Below are 20,872 nucleotides of genomic sequence, written 5' to 3'. Positions count from 1 at the left end.
CAATCCAGTCCGACAACAAACAGGAGCCCTCCATGGCGCTACCCTTCACCACCGTGCGCGACCTGCTGCGCTTCGGCGTCTCGCGTTTCACGCAAGCCGGACTCTCGTTCGGCCATGGCACGACCAATGCCTACGACGAAGCCGCCTATCTGATCCTGCATACGCTGCATCTGCCGCTCGACACGCTCGACCCTTTCCTCGACGCGCGCCTGCTCGACGATGAAATCGACTCCGTCATGAAGGTGATCGAGCGCCGTGCAACCGAGCGCGTGCCCGCCGCCTATATCACGCAGGAAGCTTGGATGCATGGCAACCGCTTCTATGTGGACGAGCGCGTGATCGTCCCGCGTTCGTTCATCGGCGAATTGCTGCAGGACGGCTTGCAGCCGTATGTCGCAGATCCCGATCAGGTGACGCGCGTGCTCGAACTCTGCACCGGCTCGGGCTGCCTCGCGATTCTCGCGGCGCACGCGTTCGACCATGCTGATGTCGATGCCGTCGACATTTCCGCCGACGCGCTTGCAGTGGCACGCCGCAACGTCGATGACTATGCACTCGACGCGCGTGTCAGCCTGTACGAAGGCGATCTGTACGCGCCTCTGCCCACCACGCGCTACGAGGTGATCCTCTCGAACCCGCCCTACGTCAACGCCGAGTCGATGCAGGCGCTGCCGCGGGAATACCAGCACGAGCCGGAACTGGCGCTGGCGGGCGGCGCGGACGGCATGGACGTGGTACGGCGCATCGTGCGCGACGCGGGCAAGTGGCTGACCGAGGACGGCGTGCTGGTGGTCGAGATCGGCAACGAGCGGGCGAATGTTGAAGCGGCGCTCGGCGGCCTCGATCTCGTCTGGCTCTCGACCAGCGCCGGCGACGACAACGTGTTCCTGATCCAGGCGGCGGACTTGCCGGTCTGAGACTGCATGGCCGAGCGCCGCGGCGACACTACGCGGCGCTCCGCTGCAACGATTGCTGACACTTCGCGCGGGAGGCTTGGGTAAGATGGCGAATCGCCGTCAGCCTACCCTTTTCCCTTTCCCGTCTCGCGTCTATGCAAGCATCGGACTGGCTCCACCTAGGCACGCTGGTGATCGCCGCGCACGTGCTGGGCGTGATCGCCGCGATTCACGCCGTGATCCACACGCGCACCTCTCAAGGCGCGGTGGCCTGGGCCGTGTCGCTGGTCGCGATACCTTACTTCACGCTCGTTCCTTACTTGTTCCTCGGCCGCAGCAAGTTCGCCGGCTATATCGACGAGCGCCGCCTCGAACTCGATATCCTGCGCAGCCGCTCGAAGCCCGCCGAATGGGACTCCGGCGCGCGCAGCGACGCGCCCGACACCCTGCCCGCCGTCGATTCTTCAGGTGCGCGCGGCGAACTGGCGCCGGGACCGGCCGCCTATCTCGGCAACCCCACTATCCGCACGCTGCAACGCCTGTCCGGCATGCCGTTCCTGCGCGGCAATTCGGTGCGCGTGCTGGTGAACGGCGACGCCACCTTCGCCGCGATCCTCGACGCCATTGCCACCGCCCAGCACTACGTGGTCGTGCAGTTCTTCATTGTCCGCGACGACGCTCTCGGCGCGTTGCTGAAAGACGCGCTCATCCGCCGGGCGCAGGCAGGCGTGCGCGTGTACTTTCTGTACGACAGCGTCGGCAGCTTCGACCTGCCGCACCGCTACGTGAACGCGCTGCGCGCGGGCGGCGTGGAAGCCCATCCGTTCGCGGCCAAGCGCAAGTTCGTGCACCGCTTCCAGATCAACTTCCGCAATCACCGGAAGATCGTGGTGGTGGACGGCAAGCGCGCGTTTATCGGCGGTCACAACGTGGGCGTGGAGTATCTCGGCGGCAATCCGCGCCTCTCGCCGTGGCGCGATACCCACGTGGAAGTGCGTGGACCGGCCATCGCCAGCATTCAGTTCGTCTTCACCGAGGACTGGTACTGGGCCACGCAGCGACTGCCCGAACTCGGCCCCGCACCGCATTCGGACGAGAACATGCATTGCATGGTGCTGTCGAGCGGCCCTGCCGACAAGCAGGAAACCTGCTCACTGTTCTTCGTCGAAGCGATCAATGCGGCGCGCGAGCGCATCTGGATCACCTCGCCCTACCTGATTCCCGACGAAGCCGTGTTCTCGGCGCTCCGTCTCGCGGTGTTGCGCGGCGTGGACGTGCGCATCCTGATTCCGAGCCGACGAGATCATCACGTGGTGTTCGCGGCCTCGAAACTTTTCGCCTTCGACCTCGTGCAGGCGGGCGTGCGCATCTTCCGTTATCAGCCGGGCTTCCTGCATCAGAAGGTGGTGCTCGTGGACGACACGGCCGCGTCCGTGGGCAGCGCGAATCTCGATAACCGCTCGTTCCGCCTGAACTTCGAAATCACGGTGCTCACCGTGGACCGCGCTTTCGCAGCCGAAGTGGAAGCGATGCTGGATGCCGATTTCGCGCATTCCGTCGAGATCGACACGAACGACTATCGCGGCGCCGTGTTCTGGCGGCGCATGGCGATGCACGTGGCGCGGCTGTTCTCGCCGATCCTCTGAACCCTCAGAGCAGCTTTTCGATGTCTTCGACGATCGCCTCGGGCTTGGTCTGCGGCGCATAGCGCTTGACCACGGCGCCGTTGCGGTCCACGAGGAACTTCGTGAAATTCCATTTGATGGCCTCGATGCCGAGCAGTCCAGGCTCCTTGTCCTTCAGATACTTGAAGAGCGGATGCGCGTTCGCCCCGTTCACGTCGATCTTCGCGAACATCGGGAAAGTGACGCCGTAGTTCTGCTCGCAGAACGCGCCGATCTGCGCGGCGTCGCCGGGCTCCTGCTTGCCGAACTGGTTGCAGGGAAAGCCCAGCACCTCGAAGCCGCGCGCGGCGAGCTTCTGATAGACCTCCTGCAAGCCCTTGTATTGCGGCGTGAAGCCGCATTCGCTCGCCGTGTTGACGATCAACAGCACCTTGCCCCGGTACTGGTCGAGGGTGACGGTGCCGCCGCCGAGAGTTTCGGCCGAGAAACCGTAGATGTCCGTGCCGGGTGTGCTCATGGATTCGCTCATGGTCCTGCTCCTGAAAGGCGCGCTATGCGCATTCGATGAAAGTCCCGCGATGCTAACCCGCCGCGCAAATGCCTGCCATCGGCCGGACGGACGACCCCTGTGGCGCGATCGGTCCAGTCTAAAATAGCGCTTTCTCTTCAAGCCGCGCCCCCTTCGCCGCCCTACGCACGTGATCCGCTTCAACCAGTTCAGCCTGTCGCGCGGCACCAAGCCGCTTTTCGAAGACACCAGCTTCACGCTCAATCCGGGCGAGAAAGCCGGTCTCGTCGGCGCCAATGGCGCCGGCAAGTCCACGCTCTTCTCCGTGCTGCGCGGCGAACTGCACGCGGACGGCGGCGACTTTGCCATGCCGCCGTCGTGGCGCATCGCCCATGTCGCGCAGGAAACGCCCGCCGTGCACCGCAGCGCGCTCGAATACACGCTCGACGGCGATACCCACCTGCGCGACATCGAAGCGCGCGTTGCCGCCGCCTCCGCCGCGCACGACGGCGCGGCCGAAGCGGAAGCGCACGCGGCCTTCGCGGACGCCGACGGCTACACCGCCCCCGCCCGCGCCGAAACCTTGCTGCTGGGCCTGGGCTTCACGCTGGAACAGACACGCGAGCCGGTGTCGAGCTTTTCGGGCGGCTGGCGCATGCGGCTGAACCTCGCCCAGGCGCTGATGTGCCCGTCCGACCTCCTGCTGCTCGACGAACCGACCAATCACCTGGATCTGGACGCCATCGTCTGGCTGGAAGACTGGCTCGCGCGCTATCCGGGCACGCTGGTGGTGATTTCACACGACCGCGAGTTTCTCGATGCGGTCTGCAACGTCACGCTGCATCTGGAAAATCGTCAGGTGAAGCGCTATGGCGGCAACTATAGCCAGTTCGAAGTGCTGCGCGCGCAGCAGATCGCGCTGCAACAGAGCGCCTATGAGAAGCAGCAGAAGACGGTGGCGCACCTGCAAAGCTTCATCAACCGCTTCAAGGCGAAGGCGACCAAGGCAAAGCAGGCGCAGAGCCGCGTGAAGGCGCTGGAGAAGATGGAGCTGATCGCGCCCGCGCACGCGAGTTCGCCGTTCACGTTCGAGTTCCGCGAACCCGACGCGGCGCCCAATCCGATGCTGGTCATGGAAGGCGTGCGCTGCGGCTATCGCAGCGAGACAGGCGTTGAGATTCCGATTGTCGAGGGCGTTTCGCTGTCCATTCAGAACGAGCAGCGCATCGGCCTGCTCGGCGCCAACGGCCAGGGCAAGTCCACCCTCATCAAGACCCTGGCGCACACGCTCGCGCCGCTGTCGGGCGACGTGCGCCAGGGGCGCGGGCTGCAAATCGGCTATTTCGCGCAGCATCAGCTGGAAACCCTGCGTCCCGACGATTCGCCGCTCCAGCATCTCGCGCGCCTCGCCCCCGACACACGGGAGCAGGAACTGCGCGACTTTCTTGGCAGCTTCAACTTCTCGGGCGACATGGCCACGGCGAAAATCGCGCCCTTCTCTGGCGGCGAGAAGGCGCGGCTGGCGCTGGCGCTGATCATCTGGCAAAAGCCGAATCTGCTGCTGCTCGACGAGCCGACCAATCACCTGGACCTCGAAACCCGTCATGCGCTAACCATGGCGCTCGCGCAGTTCGAAGGCACGCTGATCCTGGTGTCGCACGACCGCCATCTGCTGCGGGCGACCACGGACACCTTCATGCTGGTCGCGAAACATCGGCTGCATCCGTTCGACGGCGACCTCGACGACTATCGCAACTGGCTGCTGCAACACGCCGTCGAAACGCGCGCGGCGGCCCGGGAAGCGGGCGCGGCGGCGTCGGGCGAGGCGCAGGACAGCGGCGTGAACCGGCGCGAACAGCGTCGGCAGGACGCACAGGAGCGGCAAAAGCTCGCGCATCTGAAGAAGCCGCTGCAAACGCGCATCAAGAAGATCGAAAAGGAAATGGACACGCTCAACGCGGAGAAAGCCGAGCTCGATGCGTTCCTCGCCGATCCCGCGAGCTATGACGCGGCATTGAAGACCCGGCTGACCGACACGCTCCGCCGTCAGGGCGAAGTCGGCGCGCGCCTCGAGACCCTCGAAATGGAATGGCTCGAAACGCACGAGGAACTGGAGCAGATCGGCTGATGAGGAGACCCGGCACGTGACGCCTGCACTGACCGGCCTGCGCGTCCTCGACCTGACGCGGCTTCTGCCCGGACCCGTCGCCACGCTGCGGCTCGCCGAGCTTGGCGCCGACGTCCTCAAGATCGAGCCGCCGGGTGAAGGCGACTATGCGCGCACGATGCTGCAAAGCCCCGCCGACCACGCGCGCGGCGTGCCGAGTGCGTTCTATCGCATCGTCAATCGCGGCAAACGGCAGCTCACGCTGGATCTGAAAACGCCGGAGGCCCGCGCCCGGCTGATCGAACTGGCGCGTGACGCGGACATTCTGGTGGAAAGCTTCCGGCCGGCGGTCATGACGCGGCTGGGTGTGGGCTACGACTTGCTGCGCGCGGTCAATCCGAAGCTCGTCTATTGCGCGATCACGGGCTTCGGCGCCGAGGGACCGTTCGCGCATAAGGCGGGTCACGACCTGAACTACATCGCCTACGCGGGCGTACTCGATCAGCTTGCGGCCCGCGACGGCACGCCCATCGCACCGAATTTCCAGCTGGCCGACCTGCTCGGCGGTGCGTTGACGGCAGTGACGGAGATGCTCGCGGCAGCGTGGCAGGTGGCGCGCGGCGGCGCGGGAAGACGCATTGACGTATCGATGACGCACGCGATGCACGCCCACAACGTGATGGCCCACATCGCGCTCGCCAATGAAAACCCGGCTGCCACGCGCGTCGGCGCGGGCTTGTTGAACGGCGGCGTGCCCTGTTACGACGTGTATCGCACGCGTGACGAACGCTTCCTTGCCGTGGGCGCGCTCGAACTGAAATTCTGGCAGGCGCTGTGCGAAGCGCTCGGCCGCCCGGACTGGGCCGGCCGTCACTGGAGTCTCGGGCAGGCGATTGGCGGCGCGGACGCGGTGCAACTGTCGGTGGAACTCGCCGCGTGCTTTCGCGAACGCACGCGGGACGAATGGATGGCGTTGCTGGAGCCGCTGGATTGCTGCGTCGCGCCGGTGCTCACCCCCGCCGAAGCGGCCGTGCATCCTCTCTTTACAGCGCAAGCGCGCCAGACACCAGATTAGCGGCGGGGCAGAACCTGGCGCGGCTGGTGTTCGTCATCCACCAGCACGTGCTTGCGCCCGGTCACATGCTTGCGGATGGTGGCGACCACTTCGTCCTCGGTGACGTCGGCGGCGACGGCGCGGCGCGAAATCTGGCCGTGCTCGTCGATCCATTCCACGATCCTGCAACCGCTGCCCCACGGCTGTTGCAGCGGCGCGGACACGCGGCATCCGCGCAGATGGAACGCGGGCTTCGGCCGGGTAGATTTCAGGTGTTTCAAAGCGTGGTCCTCTCGATCCTTCCAGTCACCTCGCTTCTTGAGAGGCGCGAGCGAGGTTGGCCGGGTCCGTAGCACTGGAAGGATAAGAAAAGCGCGCGGCGGTTGGGTTACATTGCGCAACGACATTTTTACGACGCGTTACGAGGGGCCCGATCATTGCGTTTTCCATGCCGCATGCCGGGCGTGGACTACGCGAGGCGCTATTCGAGATCGCGCACCCGGTCGATTGCTTCCTCGATGCGGTCCACGGCCACGACCTTGAGTCCGTCGATCGCCTGCTTGGGCGCATTCGCCTTCGGAATCAGCGCGACCGAGAAACCCAGTTTGGCCGCTTCCTTCAGACGGTCTTGGCCGCGCGGCGACGGCCGGATCTCTCCGGCCAGCCCGACTTCGCCAAAGGTGATGAGCCCCTTGGGCAGCGGCTTGTTGCGCAGCGACGAGTGAATGGCGAGCAGCACGGCCAGGTCGGCCGCGGGCTCGGTGATCTTCACGCCACCGACCGCGTTAAGGAACACGTCCTGATCGAAGCACGCAATGCCCGCGTGCCGGTGCAGCACCGCGAGCAACAGCGCCAGACGGTTCTGCTCCAGGCCCACGGCAAGACGGCGCGGATTGGGCACGTGAGCGGTATCGACCAGCGCCTGCACTTCCACCAGCAAGGGCCGGGAGCCTTCCTGCGTCACCAGCACGCACGAACCCGAGACGCTTTGCTCATGCTGCGAAAGAAACAGCGCCGAAGGATTCGCGACGCCGCGCAAACCCTTCTCCGTCATCGCGAACACGCCGAGTTCGTTGACCGCGCCGAAGCGGTTCTTGAACGCGCGCACGAGCCTGAACGACGAATGCGTGTCGCCCTCGAAGTACAGCACGGTATCGACGATGTGTTCCAGCACGCGCGGCCCCGCGAGACTGCCTTCCTTGGTCACGTGGCCGACCATGATGATCGCCGTGCCGGTCTGTTTCGCGATGCGCGTCAGTTGCGCCGCGCATTCGCGCACCTGCGCGACCGAGCCGGGCGCGGAGGTCAGCGCTTCGGAGTAGATGGTCTGGATGGAGTCGATCACGGCGACTTCGGGCCGTTGCTCGTCGATGGTCGCCTGGATCTTTTCGAGCTGGATTTCTGCGAGCAGCGCCAGGTCGCCCACGCCGCTCGCGCCGCCGATCAGCCCCAGCCGCTGCGCCCGCAACGCAATCTGCGCGCCGGACTCCTCGCCGCTCACATACAGCGCCGGCCGCTCGCGCGCGATCTCGGCAAGCGATTGCAGCAACAGCGTGGACTTGCCGATGCCCGGATCGCCGCCAATCAATACGACGCCGCCCGGCACCAGGCCGCCGCCCAGCACGCGGTCGAATTCACCGACGCCGGTGGTGAAACGCGGCACGTCGGCGGCCTCGATGTCCGCCAGCTTGCGCACCGCCGAACTCTTCGCCAGCGCCTGGAAGCGATGCGCCGAGGGCGCCTGCTCCACCGTCTCCACCAGCGTGTTCCAGGCCCCGCACGCGGCGCACTGGCCCGTCCATTTCGGCGACTGTCCGCCGCATTCGCTACACGTAAAAAGCGTCTTCGCCTTTGCTGCTTTTGCCACTTAGTGCCTTGTTCTGAAGTCGTTCGGGTTGCCCTGTCAGCAACGCGTCATTCCGCGCGTACCGGCACGCGCTGCGCGATCGCGCACATGAGTTCATAGCCGACCGTGCCCGCCACGGCCGCGACGTCGTCGACCGGAAGGTGCGGGCCCCACAGCTCGACGCGCGCGCCGACGCCCGCGTTCGGGCACGGCGTGAGATCGACAGTGAGCATGTCCATTGAGACGCGGCCGACGAGCTTCGTCCGCACGCCGTCGACGATCACCGGCGTGCCTTCCGGCGCCACGCGCGGATAACCGTCGGCATAACCGCACGCGACCACGCCGACGCGCATCGACTGCCCCGCCGTAAAGGTCGAGCCATAGCCGATGCTGCTGCCCGCATCGACCGTCTGCACGGCAATCAGCTCGGATTGCAGCGTCATGGCGGGCTTGAGTCCGATTGAGGAAATATCCGCGGTCACGCCCGACGGCGAAGCGCCGTACAGCATGATGCCCGGCCGCACCCAGTCGAAATGCGCATCCTTGTGCCACAGCAGCGCCGCCGAATTGGACAGGCTGCGCGCGCCGGCGATGCCCTCGGCGCCGCGCTCGAAGGCTTCGAGCTGATGCGTGATGCCGCGCGGGCCGTCGGCATCGGAGAAATGGGTCATCAGCGTGATCTGGCCGATGCCCTGGCACGCCCGCGCCCGCTCCCACGCCGAGCGATACTTCTCCGGCCGGTAGCCCAGGCGGTTCATGCCGCTGTTCATCTTCAGCTGGACGTTGACGGGTTTCGAGAGCCGCGCCATTTCGAGCATGCGCAATTGCTCGTCGCAATGCACGGCGGTGGTCAGGCTGTAGCGGTCGATGACATCGATGTCAGTCGGGCGGAAGAAGCCTTCGAGCAAAAGAATCGGCCCCGCCCAGCCCAGTTCACGCAACTTTGCGGCTTCTTCGAGGTCGAGAAGCCCAAAGCCGTCCGTCGCGCGCAATCCCGGGAACGCCCGGGCAAGACCATGGCCATACGCATTGGCCTTGACCACGGCCCAGATCTTGGATTTCGGCGCGAACTTGCGGGCAATGGCGAGATTGTTGGCGAGTGCGGCGGTGTGGATGGTTGCGGATAGGGGGCGCGGCATGAGTGTCTGGTTGAAGGCGATGAAGGCGGCCGGAACGGCGAGCATACGCCAGCGGGATGCATCCCGCTGCGCCGCTCAGGCGCCTTGCGAATCAGTAAGTTATGACGAATCTTCGGGACGGGCGTGCCATTTCGCACGTCATCGAGATTACTGCTAGTCAGAATGCATCTATTTTCGTGTTATAAAGCCGTGCGCACAACCCATTTCGAAAGGCATAAGCCCGGTCACACACGACGTGCCCGGGGCGGATCACCCGCAGTGAGGAAAGCTTCGGATCAGATGAAAAAAGGTTTTTACACCATCATGGCCGCGCAGTTTTTCTCATCGCTGGCCGACAACGCTCTACTGATCGCTGCCATCGCACTGCTGAAAGATCTTCACGCCCCGAACTGGATGACGCCGCTGCTCAAGCTGTTCTTCGTCCTCTCGTACGTGGTGCTCGCAGCCTTCGTCGGCGCCTTCGCGGATTCCCGGCCCAAGGGTCACGTGATGTTCGTGACCAACTCCATCAAGGTGGTCGGCTGCATCACCATGCTGGTCGGCGCGCATCCGCTGCTCGCGTACGGCATCGTCGGCTTCGGCGCCGCCGCCTACTCGCCCGCCAAGTACGGCATTCTCACCGAACTCTTGCCGCCCGACCGCCTCGTGGCGGCAAACGGGTGGATTGAAGGCACGACGGTCGGCTCCATCATTCTCGGCACCGTGATGGGCGGTGCGCTCATCAGTCCGCATATCGCAAGTCATCTGCTGTCGCTGCACATTCCGCGCATCCACACGCCTGCGGAAGCCGCGATGCTCGTCATCATGCTGATGTACATCATCGCCGCGATGTTCAATTTGCGCATCCCCGACACCGGCGCGCGTTATCCGAAACAGGAAACGCGCCCGCTCAAGCTCATCACCGATTTCGCCGACTGCTTCCTCGTTCTCTGGCGCGACAAGCTCGGCCAGATTTCGCTGGCCGTCACGACGCTCTTCTGGGGCGCGGGCGCGACGCTGCAATTCATCGTATTGAAATGGGCCGAAGTCTCGCTCGGCATGACGCTGTCGCAGGCGGCCATCCTGCAGGCCGTCATCGCGGTCGGGGTGGCGGTCGGCGCCGTGCTGGCGGCGGCCCGCGTGCCGCTCAAGCGTTCGCTCTCGGTGCTGCCGGTCGGCATCATGATGGGCATCGCCGTCATGCTGATGGCGTTCTACACCCGCCATCTGTTTCCGGCGCACTGGGGCATCTACTTCGGCAAGCTGCACTTCCCGGGCTATCTGCTGATCGCCTATCTGTTCCTGATGGTGGTCGGCGGTCTGTCGGGCTTCTTTGTCGTGCCGATGAACGCGCTGCTCCAGCATCGCGGCCACGTGCTGCTGTCGGCGGGGCACTCCATTGCCGTGCAGAACTTCAACGAGAACCTCTCCGTGCTTGTCATGCTGTGCCTGTACGCGGTGCTCGTCTGGCTCGACATGCCGATCCAGTTCGTCATCGTCATGTTCGGCTCGTTCGTCTGCCTCATGATGTATTTTGTGATGCGCCGGCATCAGGCCAACCAGCGCGCGTTCGATTCGGTCGCGCTGATCGGCGAGGCGCGGCACTGATGCGTCACTGACGCGCCGCTTCATCGAAATCAAGTCATGCTCGCCGCCGACCTCTACGCCTTCGTTTCCCGTGTGCGCGAGCGCGCCCCGCTGGTACATTGCCTGACGAATCTCGTCGTCACCAACTTCACGGCCAACGTGCTGCTGGCGCTCGGCGCGGCTCCGGCGATGGTCGTCGCGCGCGAGGAAGTCGCGGAATTCGCGCCCATCGCACAGGCACTGTCGGTCAATCTCGGCACGCTCGACGTGCCCCAGACGCGCGCGATCCGCGCCGCCGTGCATGCCGCCAACGACGCGCGCACGCCGTGGATCCTCGATCCCGTCGCGGTCGGGCCGCTCGCGTTCCGCACTGATTTCGCGCTCGACCTGCTCGATGCCAGACCTGCTGTAATCCGCGGCAACGCTTCCGAGATCATCAGCCTGTCGGGCGGCGCGGCAAGCGGACGCGGCGTCGACAGCACCGCCGCCACCGACGCCGCCCTTGATGCCGCCCAGATCCTCGCGCTCAAAACGCAGGCCGTGGTTGCCGTGACGGGTCAGACCGACTACGTGACCGATGGCCGCCGCGTGATCGCGCTCTCGAACGGCTCGCCCTTGATGACGCGCGTGACGGGCGTCGGCTGCGCGCTTTCGGCGACGGTCGCGGCGTTCGTCGGCACGGCGTCCGATCCCAGCGAGTTCTGGGCCGCGACGGTAGCCGCCGTCGCGTATTCGACCATCGCCGGCGAACTCGCCGCGCGCGACGCCGCCCTTCCTGGCAGCTTCGCGGTGGCCTACCTGGACCGGCTCGCATCGCTCGATCCGGCCGCGTTCGGCCAGACGCTCGTGCAGCGCGACGTCGTCGCGAGTTGATCATGCGCACGGCCTTCGACCTGTCGCTCTATCTCGTGCTCGATCCGGTGCAATGCGGCGGCCACGACGCAGCCGTGCTTGTCGCGCGCGCGGCGCTCGAGGGCGGTGCGACGCTCGTGCAACTGCGCGCGCCCGAATGGCACAAGCGCGCGTGGTTCGACCTCGCGTGCGCGATCCTGCCGCTGACGCGCGCGCACGGCGTACCCTTCGTCATCAACGATCACGTCGATGTCGCGCTGGCCGTCGGCGCCGATGGCGTGCATGTGGGCCAGCGCGATCTCCCGGCCGCCGTCGTTCGGCACATGCTCGGGCCTGATGCGTTGCTCGGGTTGTCAGTGTCGAATCTCGAGGAAACCGCCGCAGCCGACGCGCTCGCCGGCGTCATCGATTATCTGGGCGCGGGGCCGGTCTACGCGACGCCCACCAAGACCGACGCTTCGACGCCATGCGGCATCGACGGCCTCGCGGCCATCCGCGCCGCCGCGCGCTTTCCGACCGTGGCAATCGGCGGCATCCAGGCGCACAACGCCGCCGACGTGCTGCGCGCCCGGCCTGCCGGTCTGGCCGTGGTGTCGGCAATCTGCCGGGCCGCGGATCCGCGTCGAGCCGCGGCGGACCTGCGCGCCACGATCGCCCGCGCTCCAACCTGAATCCGCCATGTCCGTCATGTCCGCCAAGCAAACCATTCCCAATGTGCTCACGATCGCCGGTTCCGACTCGGGCGGCGGCGCGGGCATCCAGGCCGATCTCAAGGCCTTTTCCGCGCTTGGCGCCTACGGTGCGAGCGTCATCACGGCGCTGACCGCGCAGAACACGCGGGGCGTCACGGCGGTCCATGCGCCGGAGCCGTCGTTCATCGGCGCGCAGCTGGACGCGGTGTTCGACGACATCCGCATCGACGCGGTCAAGATCGGCATGCTGGCGAACGCGGGCATCGTGCGCGCGGTCGCTGATGCATTGCGGCGTTACCGGCCGAAGCATGTCGTGCTCGATACCGTGATGATCTCGAAAAGCCATCATGCGTTGCTGGCGCCGGAAGCCGTTGCAGCCTTGCGCGACGAACTGCTGCCGCTCGCGACGCTCGTCACGCCGAATCTGCCCGAGGCGGCCGCGTTGCTCGGCGCCGAATCCGCCGCCGACGAGGACGCGATGGTCCGTCAAGGCGAAGCGCTGCGCGCGCTCGGCGCGCAGGCCGTGCTGATGAAAGGCGGCCACCTGGTGTCGACGGAAAGTCCGGACTGGCTCATCGAGGAACATGGCGCGCTGCGGCTCGGTGGCGTGCGCGTGCCGCTCAGGAACACGCATGGCACCGGCTGTACGCTGTCGTCGGCGATCGCCGCGCTGCTGGCGCACAGCGGCGATCTTGCAAGCGCCACCTCCGAGGCCAAGCGTTACCTGACCGGCGCAATCGAGGCGAGCGGGCAACTCGACGTGGGCCACGGCGTCGGGCCGGTGCATCATTTCTTCCGTTGGTGGTGAGTCGCGCGTGAATGGGCGCGTGAATCAGACCGCCTGCCGGGCGAACTCACGCGCCGCGTCCGGCCATCCGTCCGGCACGATGAAGCCGCGCGATTCCTCCATCCACTCGTCAGCTTCGTTGCGCGCGTAAGTGGCGATCATCGTCGGCGTCGCGGCGTGGGCGAGGCGCGTTGCGATTTCGTCCGATTCGGCCACGAGCGCGGCGGCCGCCGCCGCATCGATCCGGCGCGACGCGAGCCACGCCATGCGTGGCTGCACGACCCAGGCGCGTTCGTCATTCGCAGACGCGACACGCGCCGCGCGCCACTCCGACGCCGTCAGCCACCAGCCGCGCACATGGTTCGCGCCGATCTCCGGTGCGGGCATGACCGCTTCGTCATGCAGGCCGTGATAGAAGAGCCGGCCCTTGATGAACGATTGCGCCCGCCAGGGGCCATCGAAGCCGAGCGTCGCGAATTCGGCGCGCGCGGTCAGCCTTAGCTGATGCGTGAGCAGACGCGCGTATTTGAGATCAAAGCGATCCTGCAGGTTCGGGCCGACATAATCAGACAAACGCGCAGACAACCGCGCGGCAGATGTGGTGTCGGTTGAGCCGCCGCCGATATGCAGATAGAACTTCACCGCCAGTTCCCAGTGCAGCTTCGCGCCGTTCGCGGCTTCGAGCAGAAAGTCGCATTCGCCGATGGTCTGGCGCTGGCGCCGCACCGGCACGTTCGCCGCGACGAGCCGCGCGGTCGGCCCATGGACGAGAAAATAGCGCAACAGACTTTCCGCATAGATGCCGAGACGGGTGAAGCGCGGATCGCGTGCGTGTTCATGCAGGCTCTGCGGCGCGGCGTCGAGTTGCCTGAGCCAGGCGAGCGTCGCGTCGTATTCGGCGGTGGACGGGACCGGCTGCGCCAGTTCCGCGTCCGCGCCGCTCAGCAGATCCGGCGCGAACAGCAGCCAGGCGAGGTCGCGCACGGTGACGTCGTCGAAACGTTCGACGAGGGGTGTCACTTCGCTCGCCGTGACCGCCATCAGCGGCCGCCCTTCCCCGATCCTTGCCGCGCGTCTTCTCCGGCGCCCGGCTGGACGCCCAGCGCCGTGAGCGCGTCGCGATGGGTCGCGCGCGCGAGACAGAGATCGGCCCAGGCCTTCGACTTGTCCTGCAGACTGCGCAGCAGATAGGCCGGGTGATACGTGACGATCACCGGTACGCCCTGATACGCCTGCACGCGGCCCCGCAGCGACGCGATGCTGGCGTCGCTCTTGAGAAGACTTTGCGCGGCGAAGCGTCCCATCGCGACGATCACTTTCGGCTTCACCAGTGCGACCTGCCGTTGCAGATACGGCTCGCAACGCGCGACTTCATCGGGCTCGGGATTGCGGTTGCCGGGCGGACGGCACTTGATGACGTTGGCGATATAGACATTCGACACGCGCGACAGCGTGAGCGCGCGCAGCATGTTGTCGAGCAGCTTGCCCGCCTGGCCGACGAACGGCTCGCCCTGCTTGTCCTCGTTCTCGCCCGGCGCCTCGCCGATCAGCATCCAGTCCGCCTCGCGATCGCCGACGCCGAAGACCGTATTCGTGCGCCGCTCGCACAAGCGGCAGCGCTGGCAGTTCGAGACGCGGTCGGCGAGCGTGTCCCAGTCGAGCGTGGCGATGTCGAGGTCGCCGGGGGCGTCGGCCAGCGCGGGTTCGGGGGCAGCGGGCGCTTCGTCGGCCCAGGGGAGATCGTCGTAGGCGTCGAGCGGCGGAAGGTCCGGGGTGGACTGGGCGGGTTCGGACTTCGCGCCTTCGGACCGCGCGGCTTCAGGCTGCGCCGCGGCGTGTCGGGGCAGAGATGCACGCGCTTCCACCCGCTCCGTGGCGTGCTCCCGGGCCGGCGCCAAGGCCGCCGCCACCACTTCAACGTCGGCGCCGGGCACAGCTGCGAGCGCGTCCGCCTGCATGGCAGACGCCGTGCCCGCCGCGCGCCGGACCCACACCGGCCCGATTCCCAGCTCTTCGATCAGCGATTCATCGAGCGCCATGCGCACTCTCCTCCGTAAACGACAGACGCATGACGATTGCGTCCTCGCGCGAGCGATGCCGCGCGGGGTAATAGTTCTTGCGACGCCCGATGGACGTGAAACCGAAGCGCTCGTAAAGCTGGATGGCGCGCGGATTGGACGGCCGCACTTCGAGCAACACGCCTTCGAGCTTTTCGGAACGCGTGATGCGCACCGCCTCGCGCAACAGCGTGAGCCCGGCTCCCGCGCGCTGCGCCGCCGGCGCGACGCACAGATTCAGCAGATGCATTTCGTCGACCACCGGCATCAGCACGCAATAGCCGATCAGCGTGCCCGTCACATGCCGCAGGCACACGCCGTAATAACCGTTGCGCAGGGAATCCTGGAAATTGCCGCGGCTCCAGGGAAACTCATAGGCGAGTTTCTCGACTGCAGCGACTTCGTCGAGGTCGGCTTCGGTCATCGGCGTGAGATACCGGTCCGCCAGCAGCACGCCGCTCACCGCAGCGCCTCCTCGCGGGCCCGCATGCGTTCGGCCGTGGTTTGCGCGACCTTGTCGCGCACGTATTCCGGCGCCGCGTGTTCGGGCGCGACGGTGCGGCCCGCGCGCCACGCCCGCAATCCGAGCAGCGCGACCGGCAACGCATGCGGCAGCGCCTTGCGATCCACGCACGCGGCGGCGGCCAGCGCAGGCAGCCGCTCGCCGAACGCCGACGCGGCGTTGCCGGCCAGCGTGAACGGCACGTCGGGCAGTGCGAGCGCGCCGGGCGCATCGAGCGCGGCCGGATGCAGCTTGCGCCACTCGTCCGACGCGGCGTCGTAGGCGTGATCGGCCCAGTAGACCTCGTCCATGCGCGCATCGAGCGCGGCGAGCACGCGCTGCGGCGCGGCGGGATCGTGCAGGCGCGCCGCTTCGGCGCAGGCGAGCAGCGTGCTCACCGGCACCACCGGCACGCCGAGTCCGAACGCCAGTCCTTGCGCGACGCCCGTTGCCGTGCGCAGCCCGGTGAACGACCCCGGACCCGCGCCGAACGCGATGGCGCCGCAATCGGCGAGCGCGAGACCCGTTTCGTCGAACAGCTCGCGCACCGCAGGCAACAGGCGGGCGCTGGACACCGCGCCGGTCGCCTCGTGGCGGAACCAGACACGCACCGCGCCGCTCGCGTACTGCGGCGCGGCGGACGGGATGGCTGTGTCAGGGGAAGGAGAAGCGGAATCGGCGAGTAACAGCGCGACTGAGCAGAACTCAGTCGACGTGTCGATAGCCAGCAGGGCCGTGCGGGCTGTAGTGATGGCAGTGCGTGTCATAGCCGGTATTGTAATGCGACACCTGCGCCGGTTTCGCGGCATCGACACTCACAGCAGGCGTCGCGCGCGTCTGGAGGGCGTGCTCGGTTCGAAGAATGCCTCGACAGCAGAGCGCGCGTCGCTTGTTAAGATCGACGGCAGCCTTTTCAACCCGAACGGAGCACGCATGACCGAGATCGAGCAGCAATTCGCGCAGGCCCAAACCGACGTCACCGAGTTGCCCGAGCGGCCCGGCAACCTCACGCTGCTGCGCCTGTATGCGCTCTTCAAGCAAGGCAGCCTTGGCGACATCCAGGGCGAAAAGCCCGGCTTCACCGATATCGCCGGCAAGTTCAAGTTCGAAGCATGGGAAGCGTTGAAAGGCACGCCGGCAGACGAAGCCAAGGCGCGCTACGTCGAACTGGTCGAATCGTTGAAACGCGGCGAAGCGGCCTGAGCCTTCGCGCGTTGATGCGTCATTCAGGCGCGCAGATTCCCTGAAACGAACCGCACCGTGCCCTCTCACGCCCGGCCCTGGCGCACACATGCGCCAGAATGGCGTCAAAATCTGGCGCGGTGCAGCAAATTCCTATATACTTGCGGCTCTGTGTCCTGCGGCTGGATATCAAGCTTTTCAGTTAGCTGTCTCGCAGCAAGGCACATCGTAGCGTTTCGCCCCAATCCAGTTTAGAAACTGTCCCCTCCCTGCTAGGCCGTTTTGCGTTGCTTTGCACGCAGTCAGTGTCCCCGGCCCGTCATGCATCAGGCTGACGTCAGCGCCCATCGCTCGGTTCCGGCCGAACGGGCCTGCCGTATCCGATACAGCTTCTAACCAAGATACTCGCCGCCCGTTCGCGCGAGTGGCCTTCGTTTTTCGATTTGCTCGCTGTTTTTTCGCTCGCTGAATCCAACGACTTGGGTATGCCGATTGGCGCCGACGCCTTATTCCTCGTTTCAAGGATCGACATGACTTCGAGCTTCACCGCTAGCCCGTTGGACAACCTCGCAGCAGACATTGGCCTCACCCCCACGACCGACGCGCCGGCCGCGCCCGTCGCAGCAGCCGCTCCGGCTGTCGAAGCGCCCACCGGCCCCACTTTCGAATCGCTCGGTCTTTCGGCCGACATCATCTCCGCATTGACCGCGGCGGGTTACGTCAACCCGACGCCCGTGCAGCAGCGCGCGATTCCCGCCGCGCTCGCCGGCCGCGACCTGCTCGTCTCCAGCCCGACCGGTTCGGGCAAGACGGCGGCGTTCATGCTGCCCGCCATCGAGAAGTTCTCGCAGATGCAAAAGCTGGAAGCCCAGCAACCGCGCGAACCGCGTGACCCGAACGCCCCGCGCGGCCGTCGTCCGCAGCCGATCGCGCGTCCGAAGCTGCTCGTGCTGACGCCCACCCGCGAACTCGCGATGCAAGTCTCGACCGCCGCCTCCACGTACGGCAAGCATCTGCGCCGCCTGCGCACCGTCAGCATCCTCGGCGGTGTCGCGTATGGTCAGCAACTGATGCTGCTCGCGAAGAACCCCGAGATTCTCGTCGCCACGCCGGGCCGCCTGATCGATCACCTCGAGCGCGGCCGCATCGACCTGTCCGAACTGAACATACTCGTGCTCGATGAAGCCGACCGCATGCTCGACATGGGCTTCATCGACGACATCGAGACGATCGTCGCCGCCACGCCCGCCTCGCGTCAGACGCTGCTGTTCTCGGCCACCATCGACGGCAAGATCAGCTCGCTGACCGGCCGCCTGCTGAAGGACCCGGAGCGCATCGAGATCGTGCAGAAGCTCGAAGCGAAGAGCAACATCGCGCAAACCGTGCACTATGTGGATGACCGCGATCACAAGGACCGTCTGCTCGATCACCTGCTGCGCGACGACGCGCTGGACCAGGCAATCGTCTTCACGGCGACCAAGAGCGACGCCGACCTGATCGCCAACCGTCTCGCCGACGCCGGCTTCGAATCCGCCGCGCTGCATGGCGACCTGCCGCAAGGCGCGCGCAACCGCACCATCCGCGCACTGCGCGAGCGCCGCGTGCGCGTGCTGGTGGCCACCGACGTCGCGGCCCGTGGCATCGACATTCCGGGCATCACGCACGTCTTCAACTACGACCTGCCGAAGTTCGCCGAAGACTACGTGCACCGCATCGGCCGCACTGGCCGCGCGGGCCGCAGCGGCACGGCGGTCAGCCTCGTGCATCACGCCGAAATGGGCGCGCTCAAGCGCATCGAACGTTTTGTGCGTGCACCGCTGCCGGTGAATGTCGTGGTCGGGTTCGAGCCGCGCAAGAGCTCGCCGAAGGGCGGTTTCGGCGGCGGCGGTCGCGGCCGTCCGGGCGGCAACGGCGGCGGCAATGGCCGGCGCTTCGGCAGTGGCGGCGGCAGCAGCAGCGGCCGTGGCTATGGCCCGAGCAACGCCAGCGGCTACGGTAACAAGCCGAGCACCGGCGCGCGTGAAGGCGGCTATCGCGGTGGCAACAGCGAAGGCGGTGGATATCGCGGCGGCAACAGCGACGGTGGTGGCTACCGTGGCGGCAACAGCGACGGCGGCTATCGTGGCGGCAATCGCGGCGAAGGCGGCTATGGCTCGCGCGACGGCTACAGCGCACGTCGCACCGACGGCCCGCGTGCACCGCGACGCGGCACCTAAGCCTCGTCTACCAGGAAGCGGCAGCGTGCCGCTTCTGGCTTCACAAGAAAACCGATGCCCTGCGCATCGGTTTTTTTTCCCCTTGTCGCCATATTTCACGATGCGCAATGGCCTTTTGCGTCGCAAAAGATGTGCTGCGCGGCACAAATTCGCGCGTTGCAACATAGAAAAAGCCATTTCGAATCGTGGAATTACGCAGATATCACATTGATTTCGCAGATTAAAAATATTCGTGATTTCTCGTGTCAGGGGGTGTTTCGCGCGGCGTTGTTTGCCTAGACTCTTATATAAGAGTTGAGCAAACGCAAACCGCCCTACCCGGCGCACAGTGCTCAAGTCCGAGAAAGATCACCGCTTCAGGAATCGCCGCTCATTCCAATCTCAAGGAGAAACGCCATGACCTCACGTCAACAACTCGCTCAGCAACTCCATCAGCAATGGGAAACCGACCCGCGCTGGAAGGGCATCAAGCGCGGCTATTCGGCAGACGACGTCGTGCGCCTGCGCGGCTCGGTGCCGGTGGAGCACACGCTCGCGCGTCGCGGCGCGGAGAAGCTGTGGGCGTCGATCAACGAAGAGCCGTTCGTCAACGCGCTCGGCGCGCTGACCGGCAATCAGGCGATGCAGCAGGTCAAGGCCGGCCTGAAGGCCATCTATCTGTCGGGCTGGCAGGTGGCGGGCGACGCCAACGTCGCCGGCGAAATGTATCCGGACCAGTCGCTGTATCCGGCCAATTCGGTGCCGCTCGTCGTCAAGCGCATCAACAACACGCTGACGCGCGCCGACCAGATCCAGTGGTCGGAAGGCAAGAATCCGGGCGACGAAGGTTATCTCGACTACTTCGCGCCGATCGTGGCCGATGCCGAAGCTGGCTTTGGCGGCGTGCTCAACGCGTTCGAACTGATGAAGGCGATGATCGAAGCCGGCGCGGCGGGCGTGCACTTCGAGGATCAACTGGCTTCGGTCAAGAAGTGCGGCCACATGGGCGGCAAGGTGCTCGTGCCGACCCGCGAGAACGTCGCGAAGCTGACGGCCGCGCGACTCGCCGCCGACGTCTGCGGCACGCCGACGCTGCTGATCGCGCGCACGGATGCCGAAGCCGCCGATCTCGTCACCTCCGACGTCGACGACAACGACAAGCCGTTCCTCACCGGCGAGCGCACCGTGGAAGGCTTCTTCCGCACGAAGCCGGGCCTGGAGCAGGCGGTGTCGCGCGGTCTCGCCTACGCGCCCTACGCGGATCTCGTGTGGTGCGAGACGGGCAAGCCGGACCTCGAATACGCGAAGAAATTCGCCGAGGCGATCCACAAGCAATTCCCCGGCAAGATGCTCTCGTACAACTGCTCGCCGTCGTTCAACTGGAAGAAGAATCTCGACGACGCGACCATCGCCAAGTTCCAGCGCGAGCTCGGCGCGATGGGCTACAAGTTCCAGTTCATCACGCTCGCGGGTTTCCACGCGCTGAACTACTCGATGTTCAACCTCGCGCACGGCTACGCCCGTTCGCAGATGAGCGCGTTCGTCGAATTGCAGCAGGCCGAGTTCGCCGCCGCCGACCGGGGCTTCACCGCGGTCAAGCATCAGCGCGAAGTGGGCACCGGCTATTTCGACGCGGTCACGCAGACGGTCGAGCGCGACGCTTCGACCACCGCGCTGCACGGCTCGACGGAGGACGAGCAGTTCTTCGACAAGAAGGTGGCTTGACCCTCGCCTCGATGTTCACGCAGTAACAGGCTGAATCAGGGAGCGTAGTGAAGAAAGCGGCGGCCCCCGGCCCGCCACAAACGGGCGGCGGCCCCGGCGCCAAGGCAGGGTCACAACCGTACACGAACCCCGGCATATT

19 protein-coding genes are annotated in these 20,872 nt (G+C 66.0%); 11 read left to right on the top strand and 8 right to left on the bottom strand.

Annotated features, from left to right (window positions below):
* Positions 1-32: 32 nt before the first annotated feature.
* Both prmB and cls read left to right on the top strand, forming a co-directional pair.
* Positions 33-917, top strand: coding sequence for a 50S ribosomal protein L3 N(5)-glutamine methyltransferase (gene prmB, locus QCE63_RS07140; protein ID WP_309831882.1), 885 nt, complete (start codon positions 33-35; stop codon positions 915-917).
* A 134-nt stretch (positions 918-1,051) separates the two neighbouring features.
* Entirely contained in the window at positions 1,052-2,542 is a 1,491-nt protein-coding gene (cls, locus tag QCE63_RS07135) for a cardiolipin synthase (RefSeq protein WP_309831881.1), read from the top strand.
* 4 nt (positions 2,543-2,546) lie between these two features.
* On the opposite strand, the gene QCE63_RS07130 is transcribed toward cls, so the two are convergent.
* Positions 2,547-3,038 carry a glutathione peroxidase gene (locus QCE63_RS07130; protein ID WP_309833718.1) on the bottom strand — a complete coding sequence of 164 codons (492 nt, stop codon included), beginning with the start codon at positions 3,036-3,038 and terminating at the stop codon, positions 2,547-2,549.
* 181 nt (positions 3,039-3,219) lie between these two features.
* On the opposite strand from QCE63_RS07130, the gene QCE63_RS07125 reads away from it, so the two are divergent.
* Both QCE63_RS07125 and QCE63_RS07120 read left to right on the top strand, forming a co-directional pair.
* Positions 3,220-5,157, top strand: coding sequence for an ATP-binding cassette domain-containing protein (locus tag QCE63_RS07125; protein WP_309831878.1), 1,938 nt, complete (start codon positions 3,220-3,222; stop codon positions 5,155-5,157).
* Between the two features lie 16 nt (positions 5,158-5,173).
* Complete coding sequence (locus QCE63_RS07120) at positions 5,174-6,211, top strand: CaiB/BaiF CoA-transferase family protein (protein WP_309831875.1); 1,038 nt, start codon at positions 5,174-5,176, stop codon at positions 6,209-6,211.
* Here the strand turns inward: QCE63_RS07120 and QCE63_RS07115 are convergent.
* From QCE63_RS07115 to alr, 3 genes are all read right to left on the bottom strand, one after another.
* On the bottom strand, positions 6,208-6,471 hold the full coding sequence (locus QCE63_RS07115; protein WP_309831873.1) for a DUF2866 domain-containing protein: 264 nt from the start codon (positions 6,469-6,471) through the stop codon (positions 6,208-6,210). The genes QCE63_RS07120 and QCE63_RS07115 overlap by 4 nt on opposite strands.
* Before the next feature lie 200 nt (positions 6,472-6,671).
* Complete coding sequence (gene radA, locus QCE63_RS07110) at positions 6,672-8,057, bottom strand: DNA repair protein RadA (protein WP_309831870.1); 1,386 nt, start codon at positions 8,055-8,057, stop codon at positions 6,672-6,674.
* A 47-nt stretch (positions 8,058-8,104) separates the two neighbouring features.
* The gene (gene alr, locus QCE63_RS07105; RefSeq protein WP_309831868.1) at positions 8,105-9,175 is read right to left on the bottom strand and encodes an alanine racemase; all 1,071 of its coding nucleotides are present in this window, start codon (positions 9,173-9,175) and stop codon (positions 8,105-8,107) included.
* A gap of 279 nt (positions 9,176-9,454) precedes the next feature.
* On the opposite strand from alr, the gene lplT reads away from it, so the two are divergent.
* Genes lplT through thiD form a run of 4 tightly spaced genes read left to right on the top strand, consistent with a single transcriptional unit; the run spans position 9,455 to position 13,093 of the window.
* Positions 9,455-10,762: a lysophospholipid transporter LplT gene (lplT, locus tag QCE63_RS07100; RefSeq protein WP_309831867.1), complete on the top strand. Its 1,308-nt coding sequence runs from the start codon at positions 9,455-9,457 to the stop codon at positions 10,760-10,762.
* Positions 10,763-10,798: 36 nt separating this feature from the next.
* Positions 10,799-11,614 carry a hydroxyethylthiazole kinase gene (gene thiM, locus QCE63_RS07095; RefSeq protein ID WP_309831865.1) on the top strand — a complete coding sequence of 272 codons (816 nt, stop codon included), beginning with the start codon at positions 10,799-10,801 and terminating at the stop codon, positions 11,612-11,614.
* A gap of 2 nt (positions 11,615-11,616) precedes the next feature.
* On the top strand, positions 11,617-12,264 hold the full coding sequence (gene thiE, locus QCE63_RS07090) for a thiamine phosphate synthase (RefSeq protein WP_309831864.1): 648 nt from the start codon (positions 11,617-11,619) through the stop codon (positions 12,262-12,264).
* Between the two features lie 16 nt (positions 12,265-12,280).
* Entirely contained in the window at positions 12,281-13,093 is an 813-nt protein-coding gene (gene thiD, locus QCE63_RS07085; protein ID WP_309833716.1) for a bifunctional hydroxymethylpyrimidine kinase/phosphomethylpyrimidine kinase, read from the top strand.
* A 24-nt stretch (positions 13,094-13,117) separates the two neighbouring features.
* Here thiD and QCE63_RS07080 read toward each other — a convergent pair whose 3' ends face one another.
* The 4 genes from QCE63_RS07080 to tsaB are packed head-to-tail and all read right to left on the bottom strand — an operon-like array spanning position 13,118 to position 16,398.
* The gene (locus QCE63_RS07080) at positions 13,118-14,113 is read right to left on the bottom strand and encodes a DUF1853 family protein (protein ID WP_309831862.1); all 996 of its coding nucleotides are present in this window, start codon (positions 14,111-14,113) and stop codon (positions 13,118-13,120) included.
* Positions 14,113-15,111 (bottom strand): uracil-DNA glycosylase, encoded by a 999-nt coding sequence (locus QCE63_RS07075; protein WP_309831860.1) that lies wholly within the window; start codon positions 15,109-15,111, stop codon positions 14,113-14,115. Before QCE63_RS07075 ends, QCE63_RS07080 begins: the two co-directional genes overlap by 1 nt.
* A complete protein-coding gene (gene rimI / locus QCE63_RS07070; RefSeq protein ID WP_309831858.1) occupies positions 15,098-15,592 on the bottom strand; it encodes a ribosomal protein S18-alanine N-acetyltransferase in 495 nt (164 codons plus the stop codon). Before rimI ends, QCE63_RS07075 begins: the two co-directional genes overlap by 14 nt.
* Positions 15,589-16,398 (bottom strand): tRNA (adenosine(37)-N6)-threonylcarbamoyltransferase complex dimerization subunit type 1 TsaB, encoded by an 810-nt coding sequence (gene tsaB, locus QCE63_RS07065; RefSeq protein WP_309831855.1) that lies wholly within the window; start codon positions 16,396-16,398, stop codon positions 15,589-15,591. The genes rimI and tsaB overlap by 4 nt, the downstream gene beginning before the upstream one ends.
* A gap of 166 nt (positions 16,399-16,564) precedes the next feature.
* On the opposite strand from tsaB, the gene QCE63_RS07060 reads away from it, so the two are divergent.
* The 3 genes from QCE63_RS07060 (at position 16,565) to aceA (ending at position 20,733) form a co-directional block, all read left to right on the top strand.
* A complete protein-coding gene (locus QCE63_RS07060) occupies positions 16,565-16,834 on the top strand; it encodes an acyl-CoA-binding protein (RefSeq protein WP_309831853.1) in 270 nt (89 codons plus the stop codon).
* Between the two features lie 509 nt (positions 16,835-17,343).
* A complete protein-coding gene (locus tag QCE63_RS07055; RefSeq protein ID WP_309831851.1) occupies positions 17,344-19,029 on the top strand; it encodes a DEAD/DEAH box helicase in 1,686 nt (561 codons plus the stop codon).
* A gap of 396 nt (positions 19,030-19,425) precedes the next feature.
* Positions 19,426-20,733, top strand: coding sequence for an isocitrate lyase (gene aceA, locus QCE63_RS07050; RefSeq protein ID WP_309831849.1), 1,308 nt, complete (start codon positions 19,426-19,428; stop codon positions 20,731-20,733).
* Positions 20,734-20,872 lie beyond the last annotated feature (139 nt).

The sequence above is a fragment of the Caballeronia sp. LZ065 genome (assembly GCF_031450975.1).
In the GTDB taxonomy this organism is placed as follows: domain Bacteria; phylum Pseudomonadota; class Gammaproteobacteria; order Burkholderiales; family Burkholderiaceae; genus Caballeronia.
The sequence above is the reverse complement of the archived record's forward strand: the minus strand, read 5'-3'. Positions and strand labels throughout refer to the sequence as shown.